General features: G+C 68.7%; 15 protein-coding genes. 8 read left to right on the forward strand and 7 right to left on the reverse strand.

From position 1 onward, the window contains the following. Nucleotides 1-167: 167 nt before the first annotated feature. Entirely contained in the window at nt 168-2,399 is a 2,232-nt protein-coding gene (gene katG / locus ABZ893_RS22700; RefSeq protein ID WP_361406708.1) for a catalase/peroxidase HPI, read from the reverse strand. A 276-nt stretch (nt 2,400-2,675) separates the two neighbouring features. Between katG and ABZ893_RS22705 the strand changes: the two genes are divergently transcribed. Further along, nucleotides 2,676-3,086, forward strand: coding sequence for a Fur family transcriptional regulator (locus tag ABZ893_RS22705; protein WP_361406710.1), 411 nt, complete (start codon nt 2,676-2,678; stop codon nt 3,084-3,086). Nucleotides 3,087-3,119: 33 nt separating this feature from the next. On the opposite strand, the gene ABZ893_RS22710 is transcribed toward ABZ893_RS22705, so the two are convergent. From ABZ893_RS22710 to ABZ893_RS22720, 3 genes are all read right to left on the reverse strand, one after another. Then, the gene (locus ABZ893_RS22710; RefSeq protein ID WP_361406712.1) at nt 3,120-3,548 is read right to left on the reverse strand and encodes a Ser-Thr-rich GPI-anchored membrane family protein; all 429 of its coding nucleotides are present in this window, start codon (nt 3,546-3,548) and stop codon (nt 3,120-3,122) included. 188 nt (nt 3,549-3,736) lie between these two features. After that, nucleotides 3,737-5,083, reverse strand: coding sequence for an MFS transporter (locus tag ABZ893_RS22715; RefSeq protein ID WP_361406714.1), 1,347 nt, complete (start codon nt 5,081-5,083; stop codon nt 3,737-3,739). A gap of 386 nt (nt 5,084-5,469) precedes the next feature. Then, the gene (locus ABZ893_RS22720) at nt 5,470-6,678 is read right to left on the reverse strand and encodes an ROK family protein (protein WP_361406716.1); all 1,209 of its coding nucleotides are present in this window, start codon (nt 6,676-6,678) and stop codon (nt 5,470-5,472) included. Between the two features lie 295 nt (nt 6,679-6,973). Here ABZ893_RS22720 and ABZ893_RS22725 point away from each other — a divergent pair, with 295 nt between their 5' ends. The 6 genes from ABZ893_RS22725 to ABZ893_RS22750 all read left to right on the forward strand — a co-directional run bounded on the left by ABZ893_RS22725 (nt 6,974) and on the right by ABZ893_RS22750 (nt 13,962). After that, nucleotides 6,974-8,212 (forward strand): Gfo/Idh/MocA family oxidoreductase, encoded by a 1,239-nt coding sequence (locus ABZ893_RS22725; RefSeq protein ID WP_361406718.1) that lies wholly within the window; start codon nt 6,974-6,976, stop codon nt 8,210-8,212. An 85-nt stretch (nt 8,213-8,297) separates the two neighbouring features. Beyond that, nucleotides 8,298-9,647: a hypothetical protein gene (locus tag ABZ893_RS22730; RefSeq protein WP_361406720.1), complete on the forward strand. Its 1,350-nt coding sequence runs from the start codon at nt 8,298-8,300 to the stop codon at nt 9,645-9,647. Next, nucleotides 9,628-10,599, forward strand: coding sequence for a sugar ABC transporter permease (locus ABZ893_RS22735; protein WP_361406722.1), 972 nt, complete (start codon nt 9,628-9,630; stop codon nt 10,597-10,599). The genes ABZ893_RS22730 and ABZ893_RS22735 overlap by 20 nt, the downstream gene beginning before the upstream one ends. Further along, nucleotides 10,596-11,468, forward strand: a complete 873-nt coding sequence (locus ABZ893_RS22740; RefSeq protein ID WP_361406724.1) for a carbohydrate ABC transporter permease — start codon at nt 10,596-10,598, stop codon at nt 11,466-11,468. The genes ABZ893_RS22735 and ABZ893_RS22740 overlap by 4 nt, the downstream gene beginning before the upstream one ends. Nucleotides 11,469-11,570: 102 nt before the next feature. Then, nucleotides 11,571-13,610 (forward strand): right-handed parallel beta-helix repeat-containing protein, encoded by a 2,040-nt coding sequence (locus ABZ893_RS22745; RefSeq protein ID WP_361406726.1) that lies wholly within the window; start codon nt 11,571-11,573, stop codon nt 13,608-13,610. Between the two features lie 112 nt (nt 13,611-13,722). Continuing rightward, the gene (locus tag ABZ893_RS22750) at nt 13,723-13,962 is read left to right on the forward strand and encodes a chaplin (protein ID WP_361406728.1); all 240 of its coding nucleotides are present in this window, start codon (nt 13,723-13,725) and stop codon (nt 13,960-13,962) included. Nucleotides 13,963-14,075: 113 nt separating this feature from the next. Here the strand turns inward: ABZ893_RS22750 and ABZ893_RS22755 are convergent, their stop codons facing one another. Continuing rightward, complete coding sequence (locus tag ABZ893_RS22755) at nt 14,076-15,173, reverse strand: HAD family hydrolase (protein ID WP_361406730.1); 1,098 nt, start codon at nt 15,171-15,173, stop codon at nt 14,076-14,078. Nucleotides 15,174-15,299: 126 nt separating this feature from the next. On the opposite strand from ABZ893_RS22755, the gene ABZ893_RS22760 reads away from it, so the two are divergent. Next, entirely contained in the window at nt 15,300-16,142 is an 843-nt protein-coding gene (locus ABZ893_RS22760) for a class I SAM-dependent methyltransferase (RefSeq protein WP_361406732.1), read from the forward strand. Nucleotides 16,143-16,167: 25 nt separating this feature from the next. On the opposite strand, the gene ABZ893_RS22765 is transcribed toward ABZ893_RS22760, so the two are convergent. Beyond that, nucleotides 16,168-18,123: an amino acid transporter gene (locus ABZ893_RS22765; RefSeq protein ID WP_361406734.1), complete on the reverse strand. Its 1,956-nt coding sequence runs from the start codon at nt 18,121-18,123 to the stop codon at nt 16,168-16,170. Between the two features lie 141 nt (nt 18,124-18,264). Then, nucleotides 18,265-19,563 carry a cytochrome P450 gene (locus ABZ893_RS22770; protein ID WP_361406736.1) on the reverse strand — a complete coding sequence of 433 codons (1,299 nt, stop codon included), beginning with the start codon at nt 19,561-19,563 and terminating at the stop codon, nt 18,265-18,267. Nucleotides 19,564-19,578: the final 15 nt, after the last annotated feature.

Below are 19,578 nucleotides of genomic sequence, written 5' to 3' on the forward strand. Positions count from 1 at the left end.
CCGGGCGGCGCGCAACAACGAGCCGCGCGGCAAAATTCCGGGGGCGGCCCACATACAACCCGGCGGGGGGCGTACCGGACAACCGGTACGCACCCCTCCGTCATGACGTCACCACGTCGTGACCGACGTCCGGGCCGACCCCCGAGGGGCCGGCCCGGACGTTCGGATCAGGCCAGGTCGAACCGGTCCAGGTTCATGACCTTGTCCCACGCCGAGACGAAGTCCTTCACGAACTTCTCCTTGGCGTCGTCGCTCGCGTAGACCTCGGCGAGGGCGCGCAGCTCGGAGTTCGAGCCGAAGACGAGGTCGGCACGGGTGCCGGTCCACTTGACGGCGCCGGAGGCGTCGCGGCCCTCGAAGGTGGTCGCGTCCTCGGACGTGGCGCTCCACGTGGTGCCCAGGTCGAGCAGGTTGACGAAGAAGTCGTTCGTCAGCTTCTCGGGGGTCGCCGTGAGGACGCCGTGCGCCGAACGGCCGTGGTTGGCGCCGAGGACGCGCAGACCGCCGACGAGGACGGTGAGCTCGGGGGCGCTCAGGTCGAGCAGGTTCGCCTTGTCGATCAGCAGGTACTCGGCCGCGATGCGGTTGCCCTTGCCGACGTAGTTGCGGAAGCCGTCGGCCTTCGGCTCGAGCGCGGAGAACGACTCGACGTCCGTCTGCTCCTGCGACGCGTCGGCGCGGCCCGGGGTGACCGGGACCTTGACGTCGACGCCGGCGTCCTTCGCGGCCTTCTCGACACCGGCGGCACCGGCGATCACGATCAGGTCGGCGAGCGAGACCTGCTTGCCGCCCGACTGCGCGGCGTTGAAGGTCTGCTGGATGCCCTCGAGCTTACGCAGCACGGCCGCCAGCTCGTCGGGCTCGTTGACCTCCCAGCCGCTCTGCGGCTGGAGACGGACACGGGCACCGTTGGCGCCACCGCGCTTGTCGCTGCCGCGGAACGTGGAGGCGGAGGCCCACGCGGTGGACACGAGCTGAGACACCGTCAGACCCGAGGCCAGGACCTGGTCCTTGAGGGCGGCGACGTCGGCGTCGTCGACGAGGGCGTGCGAGACCGCGGGGATCGGGTCCTGCCACAGCAGCGTCTCGGACGGGACCTCGGTACCGAGGTAGCGCGCGATCGGGCCCATGTCACGGTGGGTCAGCTTGAACCACGCGCGAGCGAAGGCGTCCGCGAACTCGGCCGGGTTCTCGTGGAAGCGACGCGAGATCTCGCCGTACGCCGGGTCGAACCGGAGCGAGAGGTCGGTCGTCAGCATCGTCGGCGCGTGGGTCTTCGACGCGTCGTGAGCGTCCGGGACCGTGCCGACGCCGGCGCCGTCCTTCGGCCGCCACTGGTGGGCGCCCGCGGGGCTCTTGAAGAGCTCCCACTCGTAGCCGAAGAGGATGTCGAAGAACGAGTTGTCCCAGGTGGTGGGGGTGTTCGTCCAGATGCCCTCGAGACCACTGGTGATCGCGTCGCCACCCTTACCGGTGCCGAACGAGCTCTTCCAGCCGAGGCCCTGCTCCTCGATCGAGGCGGCCTCGGGGTCGTCGCCGACGCTCTCGGCCGGGCCCGCGCCGTGGGTCTTGCCGAAGGTGTGGCCACCGGCGATGAGGGCGACGGTCTCCTCGTCGTTCATCGCCATGCGGCGGAACGTCTCGCGGATGTCGCGGGCCGCGGCGATCGGGTCCGGGTTGCCGTTGGGGCCCTCGGGGTTGACGTAGATGAGGCCCATCTGGACGGCGCCGAGGGGGTCCTCGAGCTCACGGTCGCCGGTGTAGCGCTGGTCGTCGAGCCAGACGGTCTCGGGACCCCAGTAGACGTCGTCGTCCGGCTCCCAGGCGTCGACGCGGCCGCCACCGAAGCCGAAGGTGTCGAAGCCCATCTGCTCCAGGGCGACGTTACCGGTGAGGATCATGAGGTCGGCCCAGGAAAGGTTCTTCCCGTACTTCTTCTTGACCGGCCACAGCAGACGGCGGGCCTTGTCCAGGTTGCCGTTGTCCGGCCAGCTGTTGAGCGGGGCGAAGCGCTGCTGGCCGGTGCCGCCGCCGCCGCGGCCGTCGCTGATGCGGTACGTACCGGCGCTGTGCCACGCCATGCGGATCATGAACGGGCCGTAGTTGCCGAAGTCGGCGGGCCACCAGTCCTGCGAGGTGGTCAGCACCTCGGCGATGTCCTGCTTGACCGCCGCGAGGTCCAGGGTCTGGAAGGCCGCGGCGTAGTCGAAGTCCTCACCGAGCGGGTTCGCCACGGCCGGGTTCTTCGCAAGGATCTTCAGGTTGAGCCGCTTCGGCCACCACTGGCTGTTCGCGCCGTTGCCCTGCGTGGGATAGGGGGCACGCCCGTGCGCTACGGGGCAGCCACCTCCGTCCTCTGCTTTCGCGTCTGCGGCGATCGCATCGTGGTTCTCAGACATGGGGAATCCTTCCGGACGGGGCGGATCACACTGCTCAGGAACTGTGGTGGTGAAACGGCAGAGCGACAACGGGTCGACAGTAAGCCTCGGAGCGGCGCGGAGGGGTCACTCTTGCTCATCCGCCGCACTGGAGTCTTCCTGTCCCTTGGCTATCGCCATAACCGATCCTACGATGGACAGAGTCCAAGTCAAGAAGTGCACCAAACCCATTTCCCATGGGGCCGGTTACGTGCCGGTCAACCTCGGGTATCCCACCGAACCTGAATAGGTGAACCTATGAGTGGCCTGCTGGAGCGACTGCGAGGGCGTGGCTGGCGGATGACCTCTCAGCGGCGTGTCGTTGCGGAGGTTCTCGATGGTGATCATGTGCATCTCACGGCCGACGAGGTACATGCCCGCGCGGCCCGGCGCCTGCCCGAGATCTCCAGGGCTACGGTGTACAACGCGCTGGGCGAGCTGGTCGCGCTGGGGGAGGTCGTGGAGGTCTCCACGGACGGCCGAGCCAAGCGCTACGACCCGAACGCTTACAGGCCGCACCAGCATCTGGTGTGCTCCGGCTGCGGGATCATCCGCGACGTCCATCCGACCGGGGACCCGCTGTCGGGCCTCCCGGCGGACGAACGGTTCGGCTTCGCCGTGTCGAAGGTCGACGTCACTTACCGAGGGCTGTGCCCGGCCTGCACCTGAGGCGGGGCGCCTTCTCGATCCTGGGACACGTACTCACCCGGACATGTGGCCGGCGGCTGCGGTCGGGCCCGCGCCGGGAGTGGGGCCTACCTTGAACGGGGCGCTGTAGTCGTGGTCGCCCGAGTCCCGGGCCGCGACCTCGACCGCGTAGTCGTCGCCGTTCGGCACGGCGGGTACCGCGCTGAGCAGCTCGGAGGACGGCTTGTTGCTGGCCTTCGAGGCCAGCTTGAACAGGCGCTGCGCGTCTGAACCGGAGCCGTGCGTGAGCCAGACGTCGACCTCCTCGCCGGTGCTGTTGCGCCAGCCGACGTAGAGGCTGCTGTCCACGGGGTACACGGTGTCGCCGGACGGAGTGATCACGGAGACCGGGCTGTCGGTGGTGTCGGGCACCGCCTGGGGCGCGGTGCCCAGGCAGCACAGGAACGCTGCGGCGGTGGCGGGCACGAGCCTGGGGCGAAACATGAGACGACCTCGTTCCGGTGTCGGGGAGGTTACGGCTCTACCCCATCCACCATGTGCGCGGTGGCAAACCGACGCGTCCGCAAGGTTCACCCCATGGGGCGCCACAAGAACGAAGGGCCTGGGCAGTGGGTGTCCCGCACTGCACAGGCCCTAGGCCGGTCGAGTTAACTTCGCCGTATTGAGTTAGCTCAGACGGCCACCGAGTCCAGGACCACCTTCGCTTCCCCCTCCTTCTGCATGTCCACGCCGAGCTCCGCTGTCGGCACCTTGTACGTCTCCCGCAGACCCCAGGCACACAGGGCCAGGACGAGGGCGGCCGCGCCGGAGTACAGGCCCACGCCGATCGGGTCCCCGTGGAAGGCGAGGAGTAGCGCGGTCGCGGCCGTGGCCGCCGTACCGCCGCCGACCGCCGCACCGGTCTGGTACGTGGCGGAGATCGACGAGTAGCGGGCGCCGGCGTGGAACTGCTCGCCCAGGAAGGCCGGGATGCAGCCCTGCGGAGCGGCCATGAGCACGTTCACCAGGACGTAGGCGAGGGTCGCCAGCACCACGATGTGCCCGTTCACCATCGGGAAGTAAGCGAAGAAGAACGCTCCGTACGCGAGGGTGCCGAGGATGACCACCGGCTTGCGGCCGACCCGGTCGGAGAGCCGGGCCATGACCGGCACGGCCACCGTGAACGCGACCGACCCCGCGACCTGGAGCAGCATCGACTCGGAGTACGCGTAGCCTCGCTCCTCCGCGTACGTCACTGTGAAGATCGAGCCGATGTAGGCGAGGGTGTTGTAGCCGAAGGCGACGCCGATGGCGAGCAGCATCTGGCGCGGGTGACGCTTGACGGAGTCCAGGATCGGCACCCGGGGAGCGTGCTCGGTGCGGCGCTCCTCCTGGGGCATACGGCTGCGGGCGATGACGCCGACCAGGACGAGCAGGCCGCCGAGCCAGAACGGGATGCGCCAGGCCCACGTCTTCAGGTCGTCCTGCGGCAGCAGCGTGATCAGGGCGAACACGCCCGTGCCGAAGAGGCTGCCGATGCCGATACCGGCGCTGGTGAAGCTGCCCCACAGGCCACGGCGGCCCTCCGGCGCGTTCTCGATGCCGTAGAGGGACGCGCCGCCCCACTCGCCGCCGGCTGCGAAGCCCTGGATGAGGCGAAGGCCGACGACCATGACGGGCGCGGCGATGCCGACGGTCCCGTAGCTGGGCAGGCAGCCGATGAGGAACGTGCTGCTGCCCATGATCACGAGGGTCAGGACGAGCATGGACTTACGGCCGATGCGGTCGCCGAAGTGCCCGAACACGATGCCGCCGAGCGGTCGCGCGATGAAGCCGCTGCCGAACGCGGCGAACGCCACGAGCGTGCCGACCGTGTGGTCGAAGCCGGGGAAGAAGACGCTCGGGAAGACGATGGCGGCGGCGAATCCGTAGACGATGAAGTCGTAGAACTCCAGGGCGGTTCCGAAGCCGGAGATGAAGAAGGTGCGCACGGCTGCGGCGGCCTGGGCCTTGAGGCCGGGCCGGACGGTCTCCGTCATGGCAGGTCCTTCCAGGGGGACGGGACGGGATGAGCGGGCGGGTGTGGGGGAGTGAGGCGGGGCGGGGACCCCTGGGCCGGAGTTCCGGGCATGGCCGGCCGACACAGCTGCACAGGGGGATCCTTCAGGGCACGGCGGTGGGGGCGTGGTCACCCACGACGCCGCTGAGGAGGTTCTTCGGTGCGGCGTGCATCAACCTAGGAAGGTAAAACGTTTTATACAATGCCGGGCAGGCATTGGTTTCTCTGGATTTACGGACAGAACAGTGGCCCGGGGCGTTCGTAATTGCCGCCGGCGTGGCCCGGCCCCGGGGCAGCCGGCGCCGGTCGACCCCGGGTACGTCACCTCCAGCCGCCCCCCGTCACGCAGCCGACCCCCGCGTCACGTCACCCTCGCACAGCCCCCGTCCGACCCGGCGGTGGTGCCACCGGCTCCGCCACCCCCGGCGTGAAGAACCGTTCGTCGACCATGTTCAGCGCGATGCGTACGGCCCCCAGTGCGACGGCCTCGCGGTCCAGGGCTGACGCCACGATGCGGGGTACCCGGATGCAGACCCGTTCCAGTTCCTCCGTGATGTGGCCGAGCACGATGTCCGCGGAGCGCGAGATGCCGCCGCCGAGTACGACGAGCTGCGGGTCGAACGTGAGGCACAGCGCCACGATGCCCTGGGCCAGGGCCGTCGAGAAGCGCTCGACCGCCGCCTGGGCCAGCGGATCGCCCGAGCGGGCCCGCGCGAACACGCGCTCCGCGACGTCCTCCGGGGCGATGCCCGCTTCGAGGCCGGGCAGGCTGATGAGGTGCATGGGAGCCTCGGCCCAGCCCAGCGCGCTCATCGCCCCTATCTCGCCCGCCGCGCCGCTGTATCCGCGCAGGGGCTTGCCGTTGACCAGCACTCCCGCGCCGGTGCGCAGGCCGGCGTGGATGTAGACCAGGTCGTCCGTTCCCTGGGCCGCGCCCTGCCAGCGTTCGGCGAGGGCGGCGGCGCGGCAGTCGTTCTCGACGTGCAGTGGGCAGGGGAGGGTGTCGGCGAAGGCCGCGCCGAGGTCGAGGCCCGACCACTCGGGCAGGGCCACCGACTTGACGACCCGTCCGGCGTGGTCGACGACGCCGGTCGTGGCGAGGCCGACGCTCCACAGGTCGGCGGGCTCGACGCCGGCGTCCCGTGCGGCGTCCGCGATGGCGGTGCGGGTCGCCGCCAGTCGCGCGTCGGCGCCGTCGCCGGGGGAGACGTGGATCCTGGACTGGGCGCGGAGCGTGCCGGTGAGGTCGGAGATGACGGCCGAGACGCTGTGCGCGCCGATGTCGATACCGGCGACGTGGCCGGCGTCGCCGCGGAACCGGAAGAGGCGGGCCGGGCGCCCCACCGAACGTACGGTGTCCGCCGTGGTGTCGTCGGTGGCCGTGTCGATCCAGCCGGTCTCGGTGAGTTCGTCCACCACGGTCTGCGCGACGGGGCGGGAGAGGCCGGACCGGGCGGCGAGCGGCGTCAGCGCGAGCGGACCGGCGGACCGCAGGGTGCTGAGCACCGTCAGGGCGCGTATCCGCCGGAGCAGTACCGGGTCGGCCCCCTTGATCGTCACCGCGAGCTCATTCATCCCACACCCCTGACCCCGACTTTTTGTTCGTGGGAAGCAATATTAGTGCCGACGGTCCGCCGAGCGGGGGTCTCCTGATCACCTTCGGCTCCCCTTCGTGTTCACGTTTCGAGCCGCGTGGCCGAGGAGTTGTCGGGCAAACCCGGTCAACTAGCTCCATTTCAAGCGCCCTTGGCTGGATGGGATGCTCCTTCCTCTTGACGACGGTCCATCAATTATTAATCATCCCCGTATTAATTATCGAGCCACCGCAGGGGGGATGGTGCAGGCAGTGCCGCTGGGGCCAGCAGAACCGGTGAGGCTCGTCGTGGCCGGCGCGGGAATGCGCGGGATGATCTACGCCCGCCGTGCCGTCCTTGAGGGCCGCGCGACGATCGTCGGACTCGCCGAACCACGCGCCGACGTACGGGAGTCGGCGGCGGCGGAGTTCGGCATCGACCCGTCCCACGTGTTCGCCGACTGGCGGGAACTGGCCGCCGTAGGCCGTATCGGTGACGCGGCGGTCGTGGCCACCCAGGACTCGATGCACACCGAACCGGCCATCGCCTTCGCGGAGTTGGGCTACCACCTCGTACTCGAGAAGCCGATGGCGCCGACCGAGGAGGAGAGTGCGCGGATCGTCGAGGCGGCCGAGAAGGCGGGCGTCATGCTCGCGGTCTGCCACGTACTGCGCTACACCCCCTACACCCGGGCCCTCAAGGCGCTGGTCGACTCCGGCCGGATCGGCACGATCGCCAGCATCGAGCACCTCGAACCGGTCGGCTGGTGGCACCAGGCCCATTCCTTCGTACGCGGCAACTGGCGCAACGAGGCCGAGTCCTCGCCCATGCTGCTCCAAAAATCGTGCCACGACATCGACTGGCTGATCCACCTCATGGGCCAAGTCCCCGCCCGCGTCGCCTCGTTCGGCTCGCTGCTGCACTTCAGGCCGGAGAACAAGCCGGAGGGCGCGGCCGACAACTGCCTCGACTGCGGCGTCGAAGCGCAGTGCCCGTACTCGGCGAAGCGCATCTACACCGGCTTCCTCGATGCCCCGGACACCCGTTACTGGCCGCTGTCCGTCGTCACCACCGACCACACCGAGGCGGGCGTGCTCGCCGCCTTGCGCACCAGTCCCTACGGGGCCTGTGTCTACTCCGGTGGCAACGACGTGGTCGACCACCAGGTGGTGACCATGGAGTGGGCCACCGGCCAGACCGTGTCGTTCACCATGACCGCGTTCACCGCCGCCGACAAGCGCAAGACCCGGATCTTCGGAACGCGCGGCTCGGTCGAGGGCGACGGAGTGCGGCTGCGGGTGCACGACTTCACGACCGACACCGTCGAGGTCATCGAGACCGAGACCGGCGAGGACGGCACCGCCGCGGGCGGACACGGCGGCGGTGACGAGATGCTCCTCGACGCCTTCGTCGAAGCGGTCCGCACCGGCGACCGCTCCCTCATCCTCACCGACGCCCGCGACAGCCTCGCCTCCCATCAGGTGGTGTGGGCGGCCGAACGGGCCAGGAAGACCGCGCAGGTGGTGGCCCTGTGACCGGCCCACCCACCACGCGCCACCACAAGCTCCGCACCGCGCACCACCGGTCCACCCACCGCCGTCCAGCAGGAGGATTCCCACGATGAATGCCATTCGCCGCACCACAGCCCGGACCGCACTGGCGGCGGCCATCGCGACCGTGATGTTCACGGCCGGCTGCGGGCAGAAGCTCGACGGTGAGAAGAAGCCGGACCAGGCGAACGGCAAGGGTGCGGACATCGGCGCGGCGGCCAAGTCCGAGAAGGAGGTGGACTACTGGTCCATCTGGGGCGAGAGCGAGCCGCAGGCGAAGATATTCAAGGCCCGCGCCACCGCCTTCACCAAGGCGACCGGCATCAAGGTCAACATCAAGTACCTCGGCCGCAGCGGCAACAAGGTCCTGCCGGGGGCCATCACCTCGGGCAACGGCCCGGACATCTTCGACGGCGGAAGCGACCACATCGCCGCCGACGAGGCCCAGCACCTGACGCAGAGCGTGGACAGCGTCCTCAAGCTGTCCGTGCCGGGCGAGAGCGGCAAGAAGGTGTCCGACGTCCTGCCCGCGAACGTCCTCAAGTCCGCCCAGGACAAGGACGGCAAGCTGATCGTCGTCCCGCACACCCTGATCTCCACGGCGATCTGGTACGACAAGGCCCGCACCCCGGGCATCGCCAAGAACAAGCCGAAGACGTGGGACGACTTCATCGCCCTCCTCGGCAAGGAGAAGGCCGCCGGCAAGACCCCCATCGCGCAGGACGGCCTCGTCAACTCGTACAACGTGTACTGGTTCTACTGGCTGATGATGCGGCACGGCGGCCCCGGCAGCCTGGTCGGGCTCAGCGCCGACGCCAAGAACTGGGACAGCCCCGCCGTCCTCAAGGCCGCCAAGGACGTGTCGCAGCTCGCCAAGGGCGGCTACTTCCAGTCGGGTTACATGGGCACCAAGTACCCGGCGGCGCAGAACGACTGGGCCCAGGGCAAGGGCGTCCTGAACATCAACGGCACCTGGCTCGCCGCCGAGACCAAGCCGCAGGCCCCCGCCGACGCGAAGCCCGACAGCTTCCCCTTCCCGACCGTCACCGGCGGCCACGACTCCGTCGAGATCGGCTCGCTCGGCTGGGAGCTCAGCTCCAAGGCCAAGCACCCGAACGCCGCCAAGCTCTTCCTGAGCTACCTGGTCCAGAAGGCCGTCAGCGAACAGATCAGCGCAACGGCCCTCAACATCCCCGCACGCGACGACGTCCCCGCCCCCGCCGCCCTCAAGTCCGCACAGGACGCGATGGTCTCGGCGAAGGAGACCAACACGACGTACGACGGAGCCACCGCGAACAGCGCCTGGTGGAACAACGTGCTGCTGCCGCTCGACGACAAGCTGCTCGGCGGAAAGATCAGCCCCGCCGAGTTCGTGGCCGAAGGAAAGAAGAAGACCGCGGATGTTCTCGCCAACGGCTGAGCGAGCGGCCCCGGTGACCGGGCGGGCGGACGCGACGGACCGCCCCGCCCGGCGCCGCAGTTCGAGCGAGGGCCCCGCCGACCGCGCCTACCGCCGCTTCATGTTCCCCGCCGCGCTCGTCTACACCGCCGGCTTCGTCCTGCCCTCGGTGTACGGCGTGGTGCTCAGCTTCATGAAGTGGGCGGGGCCCGGCACCGAACAGAAGTGGGTCGGCTGGCGCAACTACGTCCGGATCTTCCGCGACGACACCGCCCGCCAGGCCTTCGGCAACACCCTGATCATCGTCGTCATCGGCGGCGCCGGAGTGTTCGCCCTCGCGTTCTGCGCCATGGCCGTACTGCGGGAGATGCGCGGCCGCGCCTTCGTGCGCGCCGCCGTCTACCTCCCCTCGATCATCTCCATGATCGCCATCGGCACCTCGCTCGGCTTCCTGCTCAACCCGGACGGCGTCGTCAACCGGGTGCTGCGCTTCGTGGGGCTGCACACCCTGGAGCGGTCCTGGCTGGAACCGCAGCACATCTTCGGCTGCATCGTGCTCGGCGTCATCTGGATGACCAGCGGCACGTACATCGTGCTCCTCATGACGTCCGTCGACGGCATTCCCCAACACCTCTACGAGGAAGCCAAGTTGACGGGCCTTACGCGTATGCAGCAGTTCCGCCACATCACCTTTCCGCTCAGCCGGGACATGATCTCGATCGCGGCGGTGCTGTGGACGGTGAACAGCCTGCGCACCTTCGACATCGTCATCGGCTTCACCGGTACGGCGGGCACCCCGACACCCGAGGCACGCACCTACGCCGTGCAGCAGTGGATGACCACCAACGCACAGGTCGGCATCCCCGAACTCGGCTACGGCTCGGCGATGGCGACCCTCCTCACCGTGCTGACCATCGTGCTCCTCGTCCTGGTCAGGCGGATGAGCCGCAGCGAACGGCTGGAGATCTCATGAGGACCGTCGGCCGCTTCTTCGGCGACATCGCGATCCCGCGCGTCATCAAGACCGTGCTGTGGGCGTTCGTCGCGTTCAACCTGCTCATCCTCGCGTGGACACTGCTCAGCTCCTTCCGCGGTTCGCGCGCGCTGTGGACCAACCCCCTCGGCGCCGACGGCCTGAACCTGGGCGGCTACGCACGGGCCTGGCACGCCGGTGATTTCGCGGGCATGTTCCTGAACAGTGCGGTGACCACCGCCGCGTCCGTCGCCGGCATCATGGCGCTCTCCGCGCCCGCCGCCTACGCGCTGGCCCGCTCCCGGCGCCGCAGCGCCGCACCCGTCGTCACGTACTTCGCCGCCGGGCTCGCCCTGCCGGTCCAGGCCGTGCTGATCCCGTACCAGACGCTGTCGATCAAGCTCAGCCAGTTCATGGTCGACTGGGTCACCGGCTGGTGGGACGTGCGGATCTCCCTCGTGATCTGCAACATCGCCGTCTCGCTGCCGTTCGCCGTCTACGTCCTGACCGGCTACTTCAGGTCGCTGCCGAGCGAGCTCGAAGAGGCCGCAGCGCTGGACGGCGCCGGCCCGCTGCGCACGTTCCTCCAGGTGATGGTGCCCGTGGCCCGCCCGGGGCTCACGATCGTCGCCGTACTGAACGTCATCGGGATCTGGAACGAGCTGCTGCTCGTGCTGGTCCTCATCGACGACCCGAAGAAGCAGACCTTGCCCGCCGGCCTCAGCCAGCTGAGCAGCACCATGCAGTACACCTCGGACTGGGGCGGTCTGTTCGCCGGTGTGGTCATCCTCGTCGCCCCGATGATCCTGCTCTTCTTCTGGTTCGGCCGGAAGATCATGGACGGGATGACGCTCGGCATCTCCAAATAGGCCCCAGCTTCCGACCTTCTGACCGCACCCTCTGTCCCGCACCACTCCCGCCGCCGGCCGCCCGGCCGGCGGCGCAGAGCGACCTGACAAGGAGCCCCTCTCATGTCACGTGGTTGGCGTTTCGCCGGGCCGGCCCTAGCGGCCGTCCTCATAGGAACGAGTACCGGCATCACCGCTCCCCTCGCCACGGCCGCACCGGCCCGCGACCAAGGTGACCCCTCGCTCAAGGCGGCCACCTCGTACTACGTAGACCCGCAGGGCAGCGACAGCGCGGACGGCCGCACCCCGGCCACCGCCTGGAAGTCGCTGGACAAGGTCAACGCCCAGACGTTCCAGCCCGGTGACACCGTGAGCTTCAAGGCGGGCGGCACGTGGACGGGCCAGTTCACCCCGCACGGATCCGGGACCAAGGCCAGCCCGGTCACCCTGACGTCGTACGGGACGGGCGCCAAGCCCCGTATCGACGGCGGCGGTTCGGTGGACGCCACCATCAAGCTGAGCAACCTGCACGACGTCGTGGTGGACGGCTTCGAGGTCACCAACACCGGGTCCGGCACGACACCCCGTATCGGCATCGGCGTGAGCGCCACCGACCAGGGAGCCGTCCCGGGCATCACCATCCGCAACAACAAGGTGCACGCCATCCAGGGCGCGAGCTCCGGCGGCCAGGCCTCCAACCCGTCCGCCGGCGGCATCATCGTCGCCGCGCTCGGCAAGCAGACACCCACCTACTACGACAACCTGCAGATCGAGGACAACGAGGTCTACGACAGCCGGTCCTACGGCATCGTCACCTGGTCGCAGTGGATGCAGCGCGAGGGCTGGAACTACCTCTGGACCGACCTGATGGGCATCCCCGCCGCCGACTACCGGCCGTGGACACCTAGCACCCATGTGGTCGTCGAGGGCAACAGCGTCCACGACATCTCCGCCGGCGGCATCACGGTGATGCAGGCCCAGGGCGCGAGGATCGAGCACAACCGCGTCGACAAGACCGCGCAGAACCACGGCAACGTCGGCATCTGGTGGGCCGGCGCCGACGACACGATGGTGCAGTACAACGACGTGTCCGGCACGAAGTACTGGGGCCTCGCCAGCGACGGCACCGCCTTCGACGCCGACGCGTCCGTCCACCGCAGCGTCGTGCAGCACAACTTCAGCCATGACAACGAGGGCGGCTTCTTCATCGCCGTCTCCACCGCATCGGCGCCCGCCGAGGCGACGATCCGCTACAACGTGAGCCAGGGCGACGCGAACCAGGTCTTCGCGCTCTCCACCAACGCCAAGAACATCGACATCTACAACAACACCATCTGGGTGCCGCTGACCCCGTTCATCGCCAACCACCCCGACCGGGCCTCCTTCAGCCTCGTCAAGGTGTGGAACACGACGGTGAAGGACGTCAGGTTCCGCAACAACGTCATCTACAACGGCGCGAAGCTTCCGTACAACGACCAGAACCTGGTCACCTACGACCGCAACCTCTACCAGGACGGCCCCGTGCCCTCCGACAATTCCGCGATCACCGGCGATGCGAAGCTCACCGCACCCGGCGCCGCCAAGCAGATCACCGACCTCTCCGGCTACGTGCCGACCGCGAACTCCCCGGCGATCGCCGCGGGCCTCGACATCGCGAACGACGGAGGCCGTGACACGGCCGGCACCAAGCTGCCGTCCGGGATGCCCGACATCGGCGGCCGCCAGCGTACGGCGGGACCGGGCCTCGACGAGGCCGCGCCGACCGCGGCCACCACGTTCGGCGACGGCCAGTCATCGACGCCCGCCGCGCTCACCGACGGCTCAGATTCCACCACCTGGGCGAGCCCCAGCTCTGGCGTCACCTACCCGGGCTCCATCACCCTGACCTTCCCGAGCAGCCGCACGGTCTCCGAGGTCGTCCTCGCCACGCACTTCGGCCAGGGCCAGGGCATCACGAAGGCCGACGTCCAGACCTGGAACGGCTCGGCGTGGGTCACGCAGGCCACCGACGCGGCGGTCACCTGGACGAGCAACAACGCGACGGTCGAACGGCAGTCGATCCGCCTGCCGAAGGCCGTCTCCACCACCCAGCTCCGCCTCGTGGTGAAGGCGGCCAATCACACCTGGGGCAACCTGTCGGCCAACGAGATCTCCACCCGCTGACGTCCATTCGGCGCCCTCCGCCACGCCCCTTATGGGTGTAATAAAGCGCGATTCGGGCGTGCGGGGGGTCTGATGGGTCCCGGAAGCATCGTCAACTCACCTGAGGAGAAGAATGCGTATCCGGACCTTCATCGCCGCCGCCGCCCTTGGTGCCGCCACCATCATCGCGGGAGCCGGCGTCGCCAGCGCCGACGGAGAGGCGAACGGTTTCGCCGCCGACTCGCCCGGCGTCCTCTCCGGCAACGTCATCCAGGTACCGATCCACGTGCCGCTCAATCTGTGCGGCAACACGGTCGACATCCTTGGTGCGCTGAACCCCACGATGGGCAACCAGTGCGCCAACAACGGCTGAGCTGAGGCCTGACCGGCTTGGACGGGGCCCGCCCGGGAAACCCTGGGCGGGCCCTGCCGTGCGCCTGGCGCCGGCAGCGGTCAGCGGATCTGGTCCGGTGTCACCTGCAATGGTCAGCGGATCTGGTCCGGTGTCACCGTCAGCCACCGCTTGTCCGCCGTCACCTTCTGACCCAGCTCCTTCTGCCGCTGCGCGCCCGTGGCCTTCATGCCGTCGATCTCCTTCATGTAGCTGTCCTTGCGGTTGACCCACACCCGCACCCCGCCGTGCTCCACGTCCGTCGACCGGAACAGCATCGGACCGTCGCTCTTCGGGGTGTCACCGGCGGCCAGGATCGGCTTCTGCCAGGCGTCGACATACGTGCGGATCGCGGCGGGCTTGCCCTCGTACCAGGTGAGGGGCGCCCAGAGGGTGGACGTCAGTTCGTGGTCGGCGAGCTTCGCCGGGTCGTAGTGGCCGGCGGCGATCTCCTTGCGGGAACTGGTGACCTCGCCCGTCTTCGGGTCCTTGAGCAGGGCGGAGACACCGAGCACGTTCTCGGGCTTCACGTCGTACCCGTACTTGGGGTCGGCGAGCACCATACGTACGAGGTCCTCGCTCGCGGCACTCACCACGTACACCTTGATGCCGTGCTTGCTCAGCGAGTGGTACAGCTCCCGCATCCCCGCGGAGAACTGCGGCGGCTTCGCCCCACCCGGCAGCGGCCCCTCATAAGCGAGCAACTCATCGACATACCCCTTGAGTTGCTTCAAGGTGAACCCGGAGAAGATCTGCGCGGCCCACGGGTACGAGACCTGGTCGTCGATGTCGCAGAGACGGTCGTAGTACTCGGTCAGCGTCTCCTTGTGGGTGGCCGTGTCCTTGAAGGGGATCACCTTCAGGGCCGGGTCCATGTTCTCGCGCGTCAGCACCCCCTTCATCTCCAGGAAGGGCAGCAGCGACTCCTCCAGGTCGTTGCGGTACGAGGTGTTGTCCGCGTCGAACACCGCGTACGCGCCCTGATGGTCATGGGACGCGATGACCTCCGCCAACTTCTCCGCCACCGGCGCCGGCCAGTGCGGCAACTCGGCGGCCACCGCACGCTCCTGAGCCCCGGCCGCAGCCGTGGCCTCCGTCTCCGGCCACAACGCCCCCGCGGCAACCACCGCCCCGGTAAGAGCAGTCGCCACACAGAGGGACACGAGCTTCTTGCGCTTCGGAAGTCTGTTCACGGCGCGAAATATAAGGAGCCGAGGGGCGGATCACCAGAGACCGGAATCATGGAATGGGGAGGCGGGGCGGGGGTAGGCGTGGGGCCGCGCCGGAGGTACGCAGATGCGGCGAAAGGAGGCAGGACGGTGTCTGACGAGTGGGAATGGGACGAGACCTTGTTCGCAGGGGCGGCCTCGTACTACCGGCGCGGCCGGCTGCCGTACGCCTCTGAACTGGCGGATGTGCTCGCCCAGATGCTGGAACTCGACGGGCGAGGACGACTCGTCGACGTCGGATGCGGTCCGGGGACCCTCGCGCTCGGGCTGGCGCACCTGTTCCGCGAAGTCGTCGGTGTGGACCCCGACGGCGGGATGATCGCCGAGGCCACGCGCGACGCGGCCGCGCAGGGTGTCGCCGGGAAGACGAGCTGGGTGCAGGCCCGTGCCGAGGAACTGCCGGGCGGCCTGGAGACGTTCGACATCGCCACCTTCGGCCAGTCCTTCCATTGGATGGACCGTGATCGGGTGGCGGTGGCCATCAGGGACATGCTCCGGCCGGGCGGGGCGCTCGTACACGTCACCGACCTGAGCTCGCCGAGTCCGGCGAAGGGTGAACTGCCCTATCCGGGTGTGCCCGACGCGGCTCTCGGGGCTTTGGTGAAGCGCTGGCTGGGGCCCGTGCGGCGCGCCGGGCAGGGCGTGCTGCCGGACGGCACACGGGGTGGTGAGGCCGAGGTGTACCGGCGGGCGGGATTCTTCGGCCCTGAGCACCGCGTGATTGCGGGTGGGCAGGCGCTGGAACGCACCGTGGACGACGTCGTGGCAGGGGTGTTCTCGAAGTCGTTCTCGGCGCCCCACCTGTTCGGCGACCAGCGCGACGCGTTTGAGGCGGAATTGCGAGGGCTGTTGTGGGCGGCATCGCCGGTGGGGCTGTTCTCCGTGGTCCATCCGGACACCGAGGTCTTCGTCTGGTGGAAGGACCCCAGGTGAGCCGGTCTCTCGGACGAGGCCCGGTTCAGCCCACGTGCACCCGAGGCCGGCGGGATCGGTCCGGTTCGGCTTCTCGGAGGACTTCTCGGGTTACCGGGGCCACCTCGCCCTGGCCGAAGAGGAAGAAGCGGAGGAAGTTGGCGAACGGGTTGCCTTCCGTCCATTCGAAGTAGATGTGCGGGTTCTGGCCGGTGAGGTCGCGGACGTGGAGGAGGAGGGCCGCCAGGGCGTTGGGGACGGACGAGCTTTCCAGGGTCAGGACGCGGTAGCGGCCGTGCATCACCTCGCCGCGGACGTTCAGGCTGCTTTCGAACTCCGACGGGTCGAGCACCGTCACCTCCACGAAGACGAAGTCCTCGTGGGCCGGGACGTCGTTGTCGTGGCGCGTCTGGTCGATCTTCTCGCGGTACTCGGTGAGGTCCCGGTTGTCGGGCTCGTTGGCGACGAACCGGATGCGGCGGTGAGCGATGTCCCGGACGAACCGCTCCGCCAGGTTGTCCAGGGTCACGCTGGTCACGCGCAGTTCGAAGGCGCGGGCGAGCCGGGAGGCCAGTGAGACGAGGATGATGCCGGCGATGAAGCAGGCACCGATCTTCACGCCGTCGGGGCGCTCGATGACGTTCACGACCGTGGTGTAGAGGAAGACGGCGGCGATGACGCCGAACCCGATGGTCCATCTGCGCTGCCTGGCCTTGCGGGCGGCGATGGTCACGGCGATCGCGGCCGAGCTGATCAGGACGAGGACGCCGGTCGCGTACGCGCCGCCCTGCTTGTCGACGTTGGCGTCGAAGATCCAGGTGACGAGGAACGCGACGAGGGTGAAGACGATGACCATGGGGCGTACGGCCCGGGCCCAGTGCGGGGCCATGCCGTAGCGGGGCAGGTAGCGCGGCATCAGGTTGAGGAGCCCCGCCATCGCGGACGCCCCGGCGAACCAGAGGATCGCGATGGTCGAGATGTCGTAGACCGTGCCGAAGCCGCTTCCCAGGTACTCGTGGGCGAGGTAGGCGAGCGCGCGGCCGTTGGCCGCGCCGCCCGGCTTGAACTCCTTCTCCGGGATGAGGAGCGTGGTGATGAAGCTCGTGAAGACCAGGAAGATACTCATGATCACCGCGGCGGTCGTCAGCAGCTTCTTGGCACCCCGGATACGTCCCTTGGGGCTCACCTCCGTATCGGTGGCGTCACCCTTCACATGCGGCATGACCGCCACGCCGGTCTCGAACCCGGAGAGGCCGAGCGCCAGCTTGGGGAAGACGAGGAGGGCCACGCCGATCATGGCGAGGGCGTTGCCGTGCTCGGCGGTGAGCGCGGTGGCCCAGTCGGTGATCACATGGCCCTGCGTGACCACGTGGTAGACCCCGCTGATCACGACCACGACGTTGAGCGCGAGATAGATGCCGACGAGGACGAACGCGACGCCGATCGCCTCCAGGAACCCCTTGAGGAACACCGCTCCCAGCAACGCGATCAGGACGAGCGTGATGACCATCTGACTGTTGTGCAGGGTGCTCGTCAGATGCGGGTTCTCCACCAGGTGGGTGGAAGCGTCCGCCGACGACAGGGTGATGGTGATGAGGAAGTCGGTGGCGGCGAAGCCGAGCAGCGTGAGGACGAACAGCTTGCCCTTCCAGAAGGACAGCAGCCGCTCCAGCATCGCGATCGAGCCGGCGCCGTGCGGGCTCTCCTCGGCGACCCGGCGGTAGACCGGCAGTGCGCCCACCAGAGTGACGATCACCAGCACGATGGTGGCGATCGGCGACAGCAGCCCGGCCGCGAGAGCGGCGATGCCGGGCTGGTAGCCGAGGGTCGAGAAGTAGTCGACGCCGGTCAGACACATCACGCGCCACCAGGGCTGCCCCTTGTGCGGCGGCTCCGCCTCTACCTGCGGCGCCCCTGGCTGCGGGGTCTTGGCCATGTCGGACAGGCCCTCGAGCATCCACGCGCGCAGGCGACCCGTACGGTCCTGGTGTCCGGTAGCCATCGACGTAACTCCTGACCCGGGGCGCGCACAGCCGACGAGCCCATTGTCACCACCTGAGCACGGATCGGCACGGCGGAGGAGTGATCCGCCGCCCTCCCGTGCGGCGGATCCATGGGTATCAGGCCGGTGAGGCCATGGGTGTCACGCCAGCGTGACCTCCACCGGGAGCTTCTTGATGCCGTTGACGAAGTTCGAGCGGACGCGCGGGACGTCGGCGGTGAGGCGGATGCCGGACAGGCGCGGGATCAGTTCCTCGAACATGATGCGGATCTCGGTACGGGCGAGCAGATTGCCCAGGCACAGGTGCGGGCTGCCCTTGCCGAAGGTGACGTGGTCGTTGTCGGTACGGGTGACGTCGAAGTCGTACGGGTTGCCGAAGACCTTCTCGTCGCGGTTGCCGGACGCGTACCACATGACGACCTTGTCGCCCTCCTTCACCTGCTTGCCGCCGAGTTCGACGTCGCGGGTCGCGGTGCGGCGGAAGTGGTAGACGGGGGAGGCCCAGCGCAGGAACTCCTCGACGGCCGTCGGGATGAGGGAGGGGTCCTCCTGGAGGCGGGCCAGCTGCTCGGGGTGCTGGAGGAGCGCCAGCATGGAGTGGCTGATGGTGTGCCGGGTGGTCTCGTTGCCGGCCACCACGAGGAGCAGGAAGTAGTTGTCGAAGTCCTGCGCGGACAGCGGCACCCCGTCGCGCGGGGTCTCGTTGACGAGCTTGGACACCAGGTCGGTGCCGTTGCCGCCGCGCCGCCGGCGCGCCAACTCCCGCCCGTACTCGAAGACTTCGAGGGACGCGGGGGAACGGAACGGGAGGTGGCGGTACTTCTCGCTCTCCTCGCTGCCGAGGAGCACGTCCGCGTAGTCGGGGTCGGTGTTGCCGATGATGCGGTTGCCCCAGTCGATGAGCTGCTGGTTGTCCTCCGGGGGCACATCCAGGAGGCGGGCCAGTACGTTGATGGGGAAGTCCGCCGACACCTCCTTGACGAAGTCGAAGCTGCCCTTGGCGAGCGCCGAGTCCAGGGTGCTGGCGGTGAGGCCGCGCAGGAAGTCCGCGTAGCTGTTGATGACGCTCGCGCCGAACTGGCGCTGGAGCAGGCTGCGCATGGCGCGGTGGCGCACACCGTCGAGCTCCAGGATGGAGGCGCGCGTCTTGATCTGGTCCTCGTCGACCTCTTCGAGGTTCACGAACTTCGTGGACGTGAACGTCTCGGCGTCGCGGTCGACACGGGCGATGTCCTCGTGCCGGGTGACCGCCCAGAAACCGGAGTTGGGCGCGTCCTCGGGCTGCCAGTGGACCGGGTCCTCGTGGCGCAGGGTGTGGAACATGCGCCACGGGGTGACGCCGTCGGTGAAGTTGTCGAGGTCGGCGAGGTCGACGTCGGCGAGCGCCATCGGCTCGATCGCCGCGGCCTGGCCGGCGGACTGGGTCGTGTGGGTGGTCATGGGTGCTCCTGAAGG

Origin of the sequence: Streptomyces sp. NPDC046821 (genome assembly GCF_040645335.1) — a bacterium.
Taxonomy (GTDB): Bacteria; Actinomycetota; Actinomycetes; order Streptomycetales; family Streptomycetaceae; genus Streptomyces.

What these genes read in the sequence shown, in the direction of transcription:
- ABZ893_RS22720 (WP_361406716.1), bottom strand. Translation starts at nt 6,678, where the DNA reads ATGAATGAGCTCGCGGTGACGATCAAGGGGGCCGACCCGGTACTGCTC.
- ABZ893_RS22715 (WP_361406714.1), bottom strand. Translation starts at nt 5,083, where the DNA reads ATGACGGAGACCGTCCGGCCCGGCCTCAAGGCCCAGGCCGCCGCAGCC.
- ABZ893_RS22740 (WP_361406724.1), top strand. Translation starts at nt 10,596, where the DNA reads ATGAGGACCGTCGGCCGCTTCTTCGGCGACATCGCGATCCCGCGCGTC.
- ABZ893_RS22765 (WP_361406734.1), bottom strand. Translation starts at nt 18,123, where the DNA reads ATGGCTACCGGACACCAGGACCGTACGGGTCGCCTGCGCGCGTGGATG.
- ABZ893_RS22770 (WP_361406736.1), bottom strand. Translation starts at nt 19,563, where the DNA reads ATGACCACCCACACGACCCAGTCCGCCGGCCAGGCCGCGGCGATCGAG.
- ABZ893_RS22705 (WP_361406710.1), top strand. Translation starts at nt 2,676, where the DNA reads ATGAGTGGCCTGCTGGAGCGACTGCGAGGGCGTGGCTGGCGGATGACC.
- ABZ893_RS22730 (WP_361406720.1), top strand. Translation starts at nt 8,298, where the DNA reads ATGAATGCCATTCGCCGCACCACAGCCCGGACCGCACTGGCGGCGGCC.
- ABZ893_RS22750 (WP_361406728.1), top strand. Translation starts at nt 13,723, where the DNA reads ATGCGTATCCGGACCTTCATCGCCGCCGCCGCCCTTGGTGCCGCCACC.
- ABZ893_RS22745 (WP_361406726.1), top strand. Translation starts at nt 11,571, where the DNA reads ATGTCACGTGGTTGGCGTTTCGCCGGGCCGGCCCTAGCGGCCGTCCTC.
- ABZ893_RS22735 (WP_361406722.1), top strand. Translation starts at nt 9,628, where the DNA reads ATGTTCTCGCCAACGGCTGAGCGAGCGGCCCCGGTGACCGGGCGGGCG.
- katG (WP_361406708.1), bottom strand. Translation starts at nt 2,399, where the DNA reads ATGTCTGAGAACCACGATGCGATCGCCGCAGACGCGAAAGCAGAGGAC.
- ABZ893_RS22710 (WP_361406712.1), bottom strand. Translation starts at nt 3,548, where the DNA reads ATGTTTCGCCCCAGGCTCGTGCCCGCCACCGCCGCAGCGTTCCTGTGC.